The following is a 12,606-nucleotide window of genomic DNA, read 5'->3' on the forward strand; positions in this document are numbered from 1 at the left end:
TGTGGCATTGGCGACTTGCACCAGCGTCACCAACACCAGCAACGAGCAGGCGAGGATTCGCGGATAAGGCTTGAGGGCCAGCGCCACCGGATCGGCAATCGCCGGCAGGCGCCAGGACGGGTGCGCGGTGGAGAGCAATGCGCGGCTGAGCCCGGTGATCAGCACGCAGGCATAGACGACTTTCTCGAACTCTTCGGAGAAGGTTTCCAGCACCGGCGGCAGTGCGTCGTGGCGGGTGCAGGCGTAGAACAACAGCTTCAGAGCGATGGCGGTGGTGATGAAGGTCGCGATAGCTGAGGCGAAGGCCAAGGCACTGCGGCGCAGTCGGCCCTCCGCCACGCGATGAATGCAGAACCAGGTCAGCCCGCGCTCAGCCAGACGTCGGCCGAAGGTCCAGATCAGCAGCGCTAACAGCACCAGTACGCAGGTGTAAAACCGCTCGCCCGGCGCCCAGACCGTGGCCCATACATCAGCCACCTGCTCGACGAACAGTCGCAGGCGCTGGCGGTCGTCTTCGCTTGGATTGACCAGCGGTGTCCAGAAATACGGGCTCAATACGCTGCGGGTGCTCAGGGTCAGTTCGCTTTCCAGCAGGGTGCGGCGGATGCCGGCAATTTGCGTGATCAGATCGGCGGCGTTCTGTTTCAGTGCGGCGAGGCTTTTCAGGGTGCCATCGATCTTGCTTTTCTGCTCCGCCAGCGCCGCCCGCTGCGCGACGATATCGGCTTGCTCGGCGGCCACCTCGGCGTCTGGAGCGGTGCCGAGCACGCCCAGTTGCACCGCCAGTTGCGCCTGTTGCGGCAACAGCGCTGCTGACAATCGATCGACATCGAGAATGAACGCCTGCACCCGATCCTGCGGGCCTTCGAGCTGGTTGTAATTGTTTGCCGCCGAAATCTGCTGCTTGAGCCCGTCGAGGCGTTGTTGCAGGGCTTGCAGATCGCTTTGCGAAATCACCGGCATTGGCGCTGCGCCGGAGTTTGCCGGCGCGGCAACATCCGCCGCCCACAGCGCAGCGCTGCCCGGCATCAGTAGCAGCAACAGAATCAAAAACAACGACTTGAATGAACAGCGCATGGGGGCGGCGGGCTCGAGTGGATCACACAGTCTATGAGGGTAGGTGATCGCGCCGAACGGGGCGGAAAACTTTCACTGCAAGAGGCGCTTACACGCTCATCCAATCCGGCGGAATGATCCGCGCAGCGAGCGGTCAACCGGCAATAACAGCTTCGAGAACGTGCCATGTCCATTGCCAAGGAAACGATTGAATACCTGCGCCAACATTCGCTGATCATCACCACCGCCGAATCCTGCACGGCCGGGGAAATCGTCATGTTGCTGTCGGAAGTCCCCGGCAGCGGCGAGCTGATCGAGTGCGGCTATGTGGTCTATTCGCCGCAAGCCAAGCAGCGCCTGCTGCACGTCAGCCCGGCGACCATGGACACCTTCAATCTGACCAGCGTGGAAGTGGCCAGTGAAATGGCCATCGGTGCGTTGCGCGACAGCACGGCCAACGTCGCCGTCGCCACCACCGGCATTCTCGGACCCGACGATATGGACGGCATCAAGGCAGGTACGGTGTGTTTCGCCTGGGCGTTCCAGTTCGATGACAAACATTTTCTGTTCAGCACCCAGCAATGGTTTGCCGGATCGCGCAGTGAAGTGCAGACCCTCGCTTCTGAATTCGCCTTGCAGCAGTTGCCGGGCTATCACCGTCGCGCCTTGCGCGGCGAAGGAGGGTGGCGCCAATGAAGCCTGACGCTGAGCATCCCGATCTGCAAAGCCGACAGTTCCCGGTGCAGGAGGACATGGCCTATCAGTTGAAGGTCTGGCGCTTCGAGCACATTGGTTGGTACCTGCTGGTGCTGTGCATGCTGCTCGGTCTGTTGGGGCTGTTTTCCCGTGGCGTGCTCAGTTCGCAGGACGCCCGCAGCGACGACGGCAAAGTCCAGGTCGAATACGAGATGTTCCATCGCAACGGCTCGACCAACCCGCTGAAACTCAGCGTGCACGCGACGCCTGAAGCTACCGTCGAATTGGACATCGGCGGCGAGATGCTCGATGGCTTCAGCATCGAAACCATGCAGCCGGCGCCGGTGCATATGCGCAGCTCAGCGCAGGGCATGCGTTTGTGGTTGCAGGCGGATGCGCAGGGCCAGGCAACGCTTTATCTGACCCTGCGCGGCGACGGACTGGGCCTGTTTCGCAGCCATATCCGCGCGCCAGGCTCGAGCGAAGTGATGCTCACTCAATTCATTTATCCATAGGTGACCCATGGACTCGGTGTTGCGCGCACTCGCGATGTATCTGGCACTGATGGTGCTGTTCAAAATTGCCGGCCGGCGTTCGTTGGCCGAGCTGACGACGTTTGATTTCGTCTTGCTGATGATCATCGGTGAAGCCACCCAGCAAGCGCTGCTTGGTGATGATTTTTCCCTGACCAATGCGTTTCTGGTGATCATCACCCTGATCGCCATCGACGTTGGGTTCTCTTTGCTCAAGCAGCGTTCCAGCTGGATCTCGCGGCTGATCGATGGTGAACCAACGATCATTGTCGAGAACGGCAAGCTGTTGCAGCGGCGTCTGCGCCATGCGCGGTTGGTCGAGGCGGATGTCATGGAGGCGGCGCGCTCCAGTCAGGGCATTGAAACCATCGACCAGATCAAGTTCGCGATCATCGAGCGCAACGGCAAGATTTCCGTGATCCGCCAGGATCCGGAAGGCGGCTGAAGCTTTGGCGCCGCGCGCGCGCAATTTTTTTGAACGCTGAAAAAGCCCCGCAGCCCAATGCTTACAAGTCATCGGAGGATTGCGAAATGAACGAGGCAGCGAGTTACTTCTCCATCGCCGTGGCGGTGATCATTCTGCTGGTCGACCTGTGGGCGATTATCAGCGTGTTTCGCAGCAACAAGAGCGTCGGCGTCAAAGCCGCCTGGGCGATCGGCTTGATCGTGTTCCCGGTGCTCGGCCTGATCGTGTGGGGCATCGCTGGCCCGCGCGGCGTCAAGGAAGGGCCTTCGTCGCCGGAGCACAGTAAGGGTTAAGAACCCTGATTTGCGCACATCCGGAAAATTGGAGGTGAACGATGAAAGCTGTTGTATTTCATGGCGTCGGGGACATCCGCCTGGACGATGTTCCCGATCCAACCATTCAAGCGCCGACCGATGCCATTGTCAGGCTGACCGCGTCGGCCATTTGTGGCACCGATCTGCATTTCATTCGCGGCAGTGCGCCGGACATGCAGCCCGGCACGATCCTTGGGCACGAGGGCGTGGGGATTGTCGAAGCGCTCGGTGAAGATGTGCGCAACCTCAAGGTTGGCGATCGCGTGCTCATTCCCTCGACCATTGCCTGCGGCAACTGCTCGTACTGCCGCGCCGGCTATTTCGCCCAGTGCGACGTGGCCAATCCCAACGGTAAAACCGCTGGCACGTCATTCTTTGGTGGGCCGAAAACCACCGGGCCATTCGATGGCCTGCAAGCCGAGAAAGCGCGCATCCCTTTCGCCAACATCGGCCTGATCAAGCTGCCCGACGCCATTACCGACGATCAGGCGATTGCCATGTCGGATATCTTTCCCACTGCCTGGTTCGGTGCCGACATGGCCCGGATCAAGGACGGCGACACGGTGGCGGTGTTCGGCTGCGGGCCGGTCGGACTGTTTGCGATTATCAGCGCGAAGCTGATGGGCGCCGGCCGGGTGTTCGCCATTGATGGCCTGGAAGATCGCCTCGCTCGCGCGCAGGCATTGGGGGCCGAGTGCATCAACTTCGAGAAAGAAGATCCTGTTGAAACCATTGCGCGCCTGACTGCGGAAATTGGCGTCGATCGGGTGATCGAGGCCGTGGGCATCGACGCCAACCATTCCCATCACGGCCATCATCATCCTGCGCAGTGGCAACCGGGCGATGCGCCGGCGCAGGCGCTCGAGTGGGCGGTCAAGGCTGTGGCCAAGGCCGGCACGATTTCCATCATCGGCGTCTATCCCGCCGGGTTCGACAGCTTCCCGATCGGCGAAGCGATGAACAAGAACGTGCGTATCAACATGGGCAACTGTCATCACCGCAAATACATTCCCAAGCTGATCGAAATGACCCTCGCCGGGCGCGTCGATCCAGCGAAAGTGCTGACTCAGGACGAGCCTTTGACCGACGCGATTTCGGCGTTCAAGGCGTTTGATCAACATCAATCCGGCTGGATCAAGGTCAAGCTTGAACCGGGTAGCGATACCACTGCTGGCAGGAGATCGTCATGAAAAAAATCTGCGTATGTCTGGGGTTCTGCTCGATGTTTCTGTTGAGCGGCTGCTTCGATTCCAACGATGCACCCAACAAGGACGGTGACAAGAGCAAGCCGTCGGTGCAGATGCAGACCGAAAAGCCTGAGGAGGGCAAGTAACTCCACTTGGCAACAACCTGTGGGAGCGAGCCTGCTCGCGAAGGCGTCAGGTCAGACATTCGCTGCTGACTAATGCTCCGTCTTCGCGAGCAGGCTCGCTCCCACACTGATTCAGTTCGAGTAGCGGTATTCCAGCCATGCCCAATACAGTAAAGCCACAGCACTGATCGCGCCTCCGAGAAAACACACCGACACCCAGCCAGCGTGCGCATAGGTATACGTCGCCGCGATAGCGCCCAAACCACTGCCCACCGAGTAAAAGCACATATACGCGCCGACCAGTCGGCTCTGCGCATCGGGCCGTGCGGCGAAGATCAGGCTTTGATTGGTCACGTGCACTGCTTGCACGCCGAAGTCCAGCAGGATCACCCCGACGGCCATCGCCAGCAGCGAACTGTCGACAAATGCGATGGGCAACCAGGACAGCGTCAGCAGCGCCAGGGCGATGCCGGTGGTGCGATTGCCCGACCCTGAGTCGGCCAGGCGCCCAGCCCGAGCGGCGGCGAGCGCGCCCGCCACTCCGGCCAGACCAAACAGGCCGATCTGCATATGCGACAGCGACAATGGCGGCGCGCTGAGCGGCAGTACCATCGACGTCCACAACACACTGAAGGCGGCGAAAATCAGCAGGGCGAAGATGCCGCGGACGCGCAGTACCCGCTCAGTCAAAAACAATTCCAATACCGAGCGCAGCAGTCGCCAGTAACTGCCCTGTGCAGGCGGTTTTGCCGAGGCGGGCAGGGTGCGCCATAACAGCAGAGCCAACCCGACCATCAGTACGGCCGAGACAAAATAAACGCCGCGCCAGCCGGCCAGATCAGCCACTACGCCGGAAACGAAACGCGCCAGCAAAATGCCCAGCACCACGCCACTGGTGACGGTGCCCACGGCGGCGCCGCGCTGCTCCGGGCGAGCAAGGCTGGCGGTGCAGGCGACCACCACTTGCACCACCACCGCCAGCAGACCCACCAGCATCATGGCGCCGAGCAGCACTCCCCAGCTCTCGGACAGGCTCACGGCACACAGCGCCGTTGCAGACAACAGCAGTTGGCTGACGATGAGTTTCTTTCGATCGAGCAGATCACCCAGCGGCACAATGAACAGCAGCCCCACGGCATACCCGGCTTGCGTGGCCGTGATCACAACGCCGATCGCCCCCGGTGAAACCCCGAGGCTGGCGGCCATCGATTCCAGCAATGGCTGTGCGAAGTAAACATTGGCCACCGCCATCGCGCAGGTGATTGCAAAAAGAAAAGTCTGCATACGACTCAGCCCGGTCGTTGCGCTGTCAGTTGCGGCCTGCGCATTGACCAGGTTTTGCGCCTGACACGGCATCCTTGCTTCCTCGTAGTGGTTTTGAATTGAAACCGATACGTTGATCTTTATTCATTCGGGTTGTTAAATGCAACCACATTCAGTAGCCGATCCATCAGGAATCACATGGCCCGACAACAAACATTGGCACAGAGCGAATGCCCGGTGGCCCGAACCCTCGAAGCCATTGGTGATCGCTGGGCCTTGATGATCATTCGCGATGCGTTCGATGACGTGCGCCGGTTCAGTGAGTTCCAGAAACGTCTGGGCCTGGCCAAGAACATCCTCACGGTCAAACTGAAAATGCTCGTCGAGCTCGGCGTGTTACAGATTCAGCCCGCGTCGGACGGCAGTGCCTACAAGGAATACGTGCTCACCGACATGGGCCGCGCGGTGTTCCCCATCGTCGTCAGCCTGCGGCAGTGGGGCGAGCGCTTTCTGTTTGCGGAAGGCGAGGAGCATTCGATTCTGCTCGACAACGAACGGGCCGAGCCCGTTGAGACTATCGTCGTGCGCTCCACGGCGGGCGCGGTGCTGGCCCCGGCGGACTGTCACCGAAAATTGGTGACGCGCCGGCAATGAAGCCGGGCAGATAGTCGTGGCGTGTATTCACAGCCGCGCTATCTCCATGGCATGAAAAGTCGAGTCGGCATCCGCCGGTTTTTTGATCTAGGCTGTTTTCGATCCTCGATCAGCAGCGGTGCGCCGTTGCCATATTTCCAGCAACGCGATTACCGGAGTGCCTGATGAGCCTTTCACCTTTCCACCTCGCCATCCCGGTCTACGATCTTGTCGCTTGCCGACGTTTTTACGGTGAAGTGTTCGGCCTGGAGGAGGGGCGGTCCAGCGCGCAATGGGTCGATTTCAACTTCTACGGCCACCAATTGGTGATCCACGAACAGCCGAAAACGGCTGCCCAGCAAAGCGTTAATAGCAACCCGGTAGACGGTCACGACGTACCGGTCCCGCACTTCGGCATCATTTTGCAGTGGGAACAATGGGAGGCACTGGCTGAGCGACTGAAGTCATTCGGCACGCAATTCGTGATCGAGCCCTACATTCGCTTCAAGGGTCAGGTCGGCGAGCAGGCGACCATGTTTCTGCTCGATCCCTGCGGCAATGCGCTGGAATTCAAGGCGTTCAAAGACATGAGTCAGGTGTTTGCCAAATGATCACAGCGTAGTGGTCTGGCCGTTGCGATCGCGTTCATAAACCTTGTTGGCCTGTAGCTTCTCCTTCAGCCAGCGCTCGGCCGTGCCCAAGGGCCGTTGGCGCGCCCACAATAGATCGACGCCGATTTGCCAGTCGGTATGCGGGTACGCCGACAGCTGCAACTCGACCAGTTCGCCATTACCCAGTTCACGCTGGATCAGCTGGCGCGGCAGAGTCGCCCAACCGAGGCCGGCGCGGACCATTTCCAGCAGGGCCAGATAGCTTTCCGCTTGCCACAGTTGCGTCGAACGCAGGTATTCACTGCTCGGCAGCTTGCTGGCGTGCGCACTGAACGCCAGGCGCCGGTGCACGTGCAAATCGTCGAACGTGACATTGTCCAGTTTCGCCAGCGGATGATCGGGATGGCAGACGTGCAGCATGATCAGTTTACCCAGTTGCTGGAACGCCAGTTCCCGAGGATAGCCCGGCTGCGAAAATGCCACGCCCAGCACCGCCTCGCCACTGCTGACCAGTTCGCTGACATCGCCGTAGACCGGGTGGCGAATGATCAGATCGACAAACGGGAAGGCCTGCTCGAACGCTTGCAGCACCGGCATGATCGGGCCGTACGGCGTTTCAATCGCCAGGGTCAGGCTCGGTTCGACGCTGTCCGAGAGGCAATCGGCGTGGGCCTCGAAGGTCATGCAGCGCTCCAGTACCGCCTCTGCCTGCACCAGCAATTTATGCCCGCTGGCGGTGAGGGCAGGGCTGCGATTGCGGCGGTCGAACAACTCGACGCCAAGGTCGGTTTCCAGATTGGCAATAGCCGCGCTGATAGTCGACTGCGTCTTGCCCAGCTTGCGCCCGGCGGCGGAGAACGAGCCGCTTTTCACCACCTGGACGAACATCAGCAACTGATCGAGTGAGAAGCGCACGCGGTGTACTCCGGGTTTGAGCGAGACGGCGATTGTGCCGCGTCTTTGCCATCGAAAAAAGCGATGGTTGCCAATTTGTTTCATCGGTAAAAACATTCAAGGATGACCGCGCGTCTTCGAACGCCGGGGCCGATTCTCTCTGTGCATCTGTCCCTGAGCGCCCGCGATTACAACCAACGCTGCCCCTTCAGGAGCTTGTGCCATGACTACACAACGCGTTCACCCGGTCGACGAGGTGTTGCCCCTGCGGCAGCTTTTCACCTTCGGTCTGCAGCATGTTCTGGTGATGTATGCGGGAGCGGTGGCGGTGCCGCTGATTCTCGGCAGTGCGATGGGGCTGACGTCGGCTCAGGTGGTTTTACTGATCAACGCCAACCTGCTGACGTCCGGTGTGGCGACGCTGATTCAGACCCTCGGTTTCTGGAAGTTTGGCGCGCGTTTACCATTGATTCAGGGCTGCTCGTTCATTGCGCTGGCGCCGATGATCATGATCGGCAAGGAGTTCGGCCTCAGCCAGATCTTCGGGGCGGTGATCGCCGCCGGCTTCCTGACCATCGCACTGGCGCCTGTGTTCAGCCGCTTGCTGCGATTCTTTCCGCCCGTGGTGATTGGCAGCCTGATCACCATCATCGGTATTTCACTGATGCCGGCGGCGGCAATCTGGCTGGGTGGTGGTAATCCCGATTCGCCCGACTTCGGTCGCCCGGCCAATCTGCTGCTGGGCCTGGCCACGGTCAGTGTGACGCTGGTGATTTATGCGAAATTCAGCGGTTTCATCGGCAATCTCAGTGTGCTCATCGGCTTGTTTGTCGGCAGCCTGATCGCTGCCGCCTGCGGCATGACGCACTTCAATCGGGTCAGCGAGGCGGCGTGGTTCGAGTTGAGCGCGCCAATGGCGTTTGGTCCGCCGGAATTTTCTCTGGTACCGATTCTGATCATGACCCTGGCGATGCTGGTGATCATGGCCGAGACCACTGGCAACTGCCTGGCCATCGGCAAACTGGTCGGCAAACCGACTACGCAGCAGACCCTCGGCAACGCCTTCCGCGCCGACGGCTTGTCGACCATGCTCGGTGGTGTGTTCAACAGCTTTCCCTATAACGCCTTCACGCAAAACACCGGCCTGATTGCGCTTTCGAGCATCAAGAGCCGCTTCGTCGTTGCCGCCGCTGGCGCAATCATGGTTTTGATGGGCTTGTTCCCCAAGCTCGGCGCGCTGATTGCAGCGGTGCCGACGCCGGTGCTGGGCGGCTGCGCGATCGTCATGTTCGGCATGACCACGGTGGCGGGCATTCAGGAATTGTCACGGGTGCAGTTCGAAGGCACACGCAACGCCATCATTGTTGCGGTGTCGGTCAGCGTCGGCGTCTTGCCAATGTCGTTTCCGGCCCTGTTCGAACACGTCGGCCCGACGCTGAAACTGGTGCTCGATAGCGGCATTTTCCTCGGTGCGATCACCGCCATTCTGCTCAATGTACTGCTCAACAAACAAAAACCATCGACCGACGCCGTCGGCGCTTCCACGGCCGAACTGGCTGACTGACCTTTGTCTTTTTCCACTGCCCAGGAGTTACCCATGAATCAATTCACTCAGCTTGTCCCGGCCGGCGTCAGCGATCTGGACCTGGCATTGCTGCGCCAGACCATCGCCCTGTCGCAGGCGTCGAAACAACGTGGCCGGCACCCGTTTGCGGCGCTGGTGGCGGACCGCGACGGCAAGGTCATTGCCGAAGCGGGCAACAATTCGATGCCGCCGGAAGGTGATCCCACCCAGCATGCCGAACTGGTCGCGGTCGCTGCGGCGGCGAAGCGGTTGTCACCCACGGAGCTGGAGGCGTGCACGCTGTACACCAGCGCCGAACCTTGCTGCATGTGCGCGGGTGCGGTGTATTGGACCGGTGTCGGACGAGTGGTGTATGCGTTGTCGGAACATGCTTTGCTCGGGCTGACCGGCGATCATCCGGAGAACCCGACGTTCTCGTTGCCGTGTCGCGAAGTGTTTGCCAGAGGGCAGCGCACGGTCAGTGTCTTCGGGCCGATGCTGGAGGCAGAGGCGGCTGAGCCGCATAAAGGGTTCTGGTCTTAGTTGTTATGGATCGTTCCCACGCTCCTGCGTGGGGACCCATCCGCTGACGCTCTGCATCACTTTTACTTCGCCGGGATGACATCCACACATTCCCCAGCGGAATGCCCCCCATGAAATCATTGGATTTTTCTTCTCCACGCTCACCGCGTAGCGTGTCGCAAAGACAAGGAGAATCGCCATGACCCAACCCGCCACTGACGCCGCCGGCAAATTCGACACCTCCCGCGCCAATGAATATGCCCGGCAAAGCCGCATTGCCCTCGCTGGCTACGATGCCTGTCACGACCTGTCGGCCTGCATGCTCGCCGCCAGCCTTGGGCAGTCGCGTCCGGCAAACGTGCTGGTGGTGGGCGCGGGGGGCACCGCGCAGGAAATCATCGCCATGGCCGCGCTGGAGCCGGATTGGCACTTCACTGCGGTCGATCCTTCCGGGCCGATGCTTGATGCTGCGACCGAACATCTGCGCGCCAATGATCTATTGCACAGAGTCCAGATACATCTCGGTCATGTCGAAGACTTGCCGGCCGACGCATCTTTCGACGCCGCCACCCTGATCGGTGTACTCCATCACCTGGGCGGTGGCGAGGCCAAGCAACAAATACTGCGCTCCATTCAGGCCCGCCTCAAACCCGGCGCGCCATTGATCGTGGCCGGCAATCATTACGCTTACGCCAGTCAGCCGTTGCTGCTGCAAGCCTGGAGCCAGCGCTGGCGACAGCAGGGCGCAACCGCTGACGAGGTGCAGGCGAAACTCGGGAAGATTTTGCAGGGCGCTGATCCGCCGCACTCGGAGGCGGCGGTGCAGGCCTTGTTACATGGTGCCGGGTTCGGCGATGCAACACGGTTTTTCAGCAGTCTGTTCTGGGGCGCCTGGCTGACGTGCAAGCTCAGCCAAGCGACCCGATTTGCCTAAGCCTCCGTCCAGTCCAGCGCTGCCGTCTCGCGCCATTTCACGTCGGTGATCCCATAGCGCTCGGCCTGGGGTTTGGAAACCACTTTCAACGGTGGTTTACCCGGTTTCGGAATCGGCGCAATACCGGCGTCACAGCTCGCCCAATGCCAAGCGTCGGCGTTGCGCATACTCTTGGCGCGGATGACGAATGATTTTGGCTGGTCGTGATGTTTGTATTCGATGACGAAAATATCGGTGCTACGCATGAGTTCCTCCTTACGCTCATACGTAAATGATTTTGTCCGACAAGAAAAATTCAAAGGATTTTCTGGCCGGATGATCAGCGTCATTCAGCGCTCTAAAACGCGGTTCTTCATGAAACCGCGCAGGTTCATCAGGAACAGGCAAAGCTGCAGAACGATCAGCGCGTAAGCCCCGGCATGGACGCCCCAGATCACCCACAGCAAATTGCTCAGACTGAAACAAACGAAACCGCTCATGCGCCGTTGCGGTCGTTGCGAACCGATCAGCCACGCGGCCAGAACGGTGACCAGCATCGCCGGCCATTGCACCCAATCCAGATATGCCAACGCTCTGTCCTCTGCACAGATTTGTTTGATGCAGAAAGGGTACACAGCAACCGAAGGATGGTCACCGCCCGCACGGCTCTGCGTAGCAATGGCGGTGAAAAAGGTTTCGCCCGGCAGAAGCCGGGCGAAGATTTCAGGCGCGCAATCAGTAATCCCAAATCGCAGGTATCCAACGGAAAGCAGCACCATTGATCGCGACCCTACCCACCGAAGGGAAGGCCAGATGCGTGGCGACGAACAGCTCGCCGCTGGCGGCGGCTTCCTTGAGCATGCGCACGCGCACTTCCACCGATTTGGCCGGATCGTGTTCGAAACCGTTGTGCCAGTCGGGGTGATCGAACGCCACCGGGAACAATGCGTCACCGGCAAAGGTCAGGCGCTCGCCACCGGAGTTGACGTAGACCACGCAGTGCCCTGGCGTATGACCACCGGTGAGTTTTGCAACTACGCCAGGTGCAACCTGACATTCGTCTTCGAAGATGTGCAACTTGCTTTCATAGTGGTCGATGAACGCGTTGGCGGTGCTGCGCAGGACGTCTGGTACTGGTGCGGGCATGTCGGTGCTGGTGAAGTCTGGCGTGGACCAGAAATTCACTTCGGCCGCGGTGACGTGGATGCGCACGTCGTGACGCAGACGGCTCTTCACCGAGTCGACCAGCAGGCCGCCGATATGGTCCATGTGCATGTGCGTGATGACGATATCAGTGATGTCGGCGAGATCCACCCCGGCAGCGGCCAGGCGCTTGGGGAACTGCCCGGCACGCGGGAAACCGGGGAATTGGCCACCGAGGCCGGCGTCGACGAGGATGACTTGTTCGCCGCTACGCACCACCAGCACGTTGAGCGCCCAGTCGAAGGCGTCAGGGCCCAGATACATTTCCTTGAACCAGGCGGCACGGTCGGCGGGGTCGGCATTGGTTGACATGGTCTGGGTCGGCAACGGCAACACGCCGTCGCTGATCACCATCACGTCAATGTCGCCCAGGCGCAGGGCGTAGCGCGACGGCACCAGTTCTTCGCTTTGCGTTTGCAGGGCCACCGCGCGGTTGGCGGTGAAGGAATCCAGATGCAGGGTCATGGTGTTCTCCTTGTTTTCAGGGCTAAAGCGGAGGTGAAATCAGGCTACAGGGATCAGCGGATCGGCGGCCGCGAGGGCAGCGCGACGATCTGCGGCGGGCGGGTAGATCCACACCGTGTTGATCTGCGTCTTCAGCTCTTTGGCTTCGGCCTTCACCAGCT

The 12,606-nt window shown here is 60.4% G+C and carries 18 protein-coding genes; 11 read left to right on the forward strand and 7 right to left on the reverse strand.

The annotated features are described in order from the left end of the window. On the reverse strand, positions 1–1,077 hold a 1,077-nt coding region (locus OQK_RS21740), incomplete at its 3' end, for a DUF3772 domain-containing protein (protein ID WP_016774253.1). Positions 1,078–1,242: 165 nt separating this feature from the next. Between OQK_RS21740 and OQK_RS21745 the strand changes: the two genes are divergently transcribed. From OQK_RS21745 to OQK_RS30830, 6 genes are all read left to right on the forward strand, one after another. Then, positions 1,243–1,752 carry a CinA family protein gene (locus OQK_RS21745; protein ID WP_016774254.1) on the forward strand — a complete coding sequence of 170 codons (510 nt, stop codon included), beginning with the start codon at positions 1,243–1,245 and terminating at the stop codon, positions 1,750–1,752. Further along, positions 1,749–2,267 carry a hypothetical protein gene (locus OQK_RS21750; protein ID WP_016774255.1) on the forward strand — a complete coding sequence of 173 codons (519 nt, stop codon included), beginning with the start codon at positions 1,749–1,751 and terminating at the stop codon, positions 2,265–2,267. The genes OQK_RS21745 and OQK_RS21750 overlap by 4 nt, the downstream gene beginning before the upstream one ends. A gap of 7 nt (positions 2,268–2,274) precedes the next feature. Continuing rightward, positions 2,275–2,730 carry a DUF421 domain-containing protein gene (locus OQK_RS21755; RefSeq protein ID WP_016774256.1) on the forward strand — a complete coding sequence of 152 codons (456 nt, stop codon included), beginning with the start codon at positions 2,275–2,277 and terminating at the stop codon, positions 2,728–2,730. Between the two features lie 86 nt (positions 2,731–2,816). Further along, on the forward strand, positions 2,817–3,044 hold the full coding sequence (locus OQK_RS21760; RefSeq protein ID WP_016774257.1) for a PLD nuclease N-terminal domain-containing protein: 228 nt from the start codon (positions 2,817–2,819) through the stop codon (positions 3,042–3,044). Positions 3,045–3,085: 41 nt separating this feature from the next. Continuing rightward, positions 3,086–4,255, forward strand: coding sequence for a zinc-dependent alcohol dehydrogenase (locus tag OQK_RS21765; protein WP_016774258.1), 1,170 nt, complete (start codon positions 3,086–3,088; stop codon positions 4,253–4,255). After that, the gene (locus OQK_RS30830) at positions 4,252–4,398 is read left to right on the forward strand and encodes a hypothetical protein (protein ID WP_016774259.1); all 147 of its coding nucleotides are present in this window, start codon (positions 4,252–4,254) and stop codon (positions 4,396–4,398) included. The genes OQK_RS21765 and OQK_RS30830 overlap by 4 nt, the downstream gene beginning before the upstream one ends. Positions 4,399–4,509: 111 nt before the next feature. On the opposite strand, the gene OQK_RS21770 is transcribed toward OQK_RS30830, so the two are convergent. Then, positions 4,510–5,661 carry an MFS transporter gene (locus OQK_RS21770; RefSeq protein WP_238537241.1) on the reverse strand — a complete coding sequence of 384 codons (1,152 nt, stop codon included), beginning with the start codon at positions 5,659–5,661 and terminating at the stop codon, positions 4,510–4,512. A gap of 177 nt (positions 5,662–5,838) precedes the next feature. Between OQK_RS21770 and OQK_RS21775 the strand changes: the two genes are divergently transcribed. Both OQK_RS21775 and OQK_RS21780 read left to right on the forward strand, forming a co-directional pair. Continuing rightward, positions 5,839–6,294: a winged helix-turn-helix transcriptional regulator gene (locus OQK_RS21775; protein WP_016774261.1), complete on the forward strand. Its 456-nt coding sequence runs from the start codon at positions 5,839–5,841 to the stop codon at positions 6,292–6,294. Between the two features lie 164 nt (positions 6,295–6,458). Beyond that, the gene (locus OQK_RS21780) at positions 6,459–6,884 is read left to right on the forward strand and encodes a VOC family protein (RefSeq protein ID WP_016774262.1); all 426 of its coding nucleotides are present in this window, start codon (positions 6,459–6,461) and stop codon (positions 6,882–6,884) included. Here the strand turns inward: OQK_RS21780 and OQK_RS21785 are convergent, their stop codons facing one another. Then, entirely contained in the window at positions 6,885–7,799 is a 915-nt protein-coding gene (locus OQK_RS21785; protein WP_016774263.1) for a LysR family transcriptional regulator, read from the reverse strand. 202 nt (positions 7,800–8,001) lie between these two features. On the opposite strand from OQK_RS21785, the gene OQK_RS21790 reads away from it, so the two are divergent. From OQK_RS21790 to OQK_RS21800, 3 genes are all read left to right on the forward strand, one after another. Further along, complete coding sequence (locus OQK_RS21790; protein WP_016774264.1) at positions 8,002–9,342, forward strand: nucleobase:cation symporter-2 family protein; 1,341 nt, start codon at positions 8,002–8,004, stop codon at positions 9,340–9,342. A 33-nt stretch (positions 9,343–9,375) separates the two neighbouring features. Next, on the forward strand, positions 9,376–9,885 hold the full coding sequence (locus OQK_RS21795; RefSeq protein ID WP_016774265.1) for a nucleoside deaminase: 510 nt from the start codon (positions 9,376–9,378) through the stop codon (positions 9,883–9,885). A gap of 178 nt (positions 9,886–10,063) precedes the next feature. Next, complete coding sequence (locus OQK_RS21800) at positions 10,064–10,798, forward strand: class I SAM-dependent methyltransferase (RefSeq protein WP_016774266.1); 735 nt, start codon at positions 10,064–10,066, stop codon at positions 10,796–10,798. Here the strand turns inward: OQK_RS21800 and OQK_RS21805 are convergent. The 4 genes from OQK_RS21805 to OQK_RS31590 all read right to left on the reverse strand — a co-directional run. After that, positions 10,795–11,043 (reverse strand): DUF6555 family protein, encoded by a 249-nt coding sequence (locus tag OQK_RS21805; protein ID WP_016774267.1) that lies wholly within the window; start codon positions 11,041–11,043, stop codon positions 10,795–10,797. The two genes, OQK_RS21800 and OQK_RS21805, sit on opposite strands and share 4 nt — an antisense overlap. An 84-nt stretch (positions 11,044–11,127) precedes the next feature. Next, a complete protein-coding gene (locus OQK_RS21810; protein ID WP_050977883.1) occupies positions 11,128–11,334 on the reverse strand; it encodes a hypothetical protein in 207 nt (68 codons plus the stop codon). Between the two features lie 178 nt (positions 11,335–11,512). Continuing rightward, positions 11,513–12,445 carry an MBL fold metallo-hydrolase gene (locus OQK_RS21815; RefSeq protein ID WP_016774269.1) on the reverse strand — a complete coding sequence of 311 codons (933 nt, stop codon included), beginning with the start codon at positions 12,443–12,445 and terminating at the stop codon, positions 11,513–11,515. Positions 12,446–12,484: 39 nt separating this feature from the next. Further along, positions 12,485–12,606 (reverse strand): hypothetical protein (locus tag OQK_RS31590; protein WP_238537277.1); only part of this gene is annotated, 122 nt, incomplete at its 5' end.

Source organism: Pseudomonas sp. R62 (genome assembly GCF_000257605.1).
Taxonomy (GTDB): domain Bacteria; phylum Pseudomonadota; class Gammaproteobacteria; order Pseudomonadales; family Pseudomonadaceae; genus Aquipseudomonas; species Aquipseudomonas atacamensis.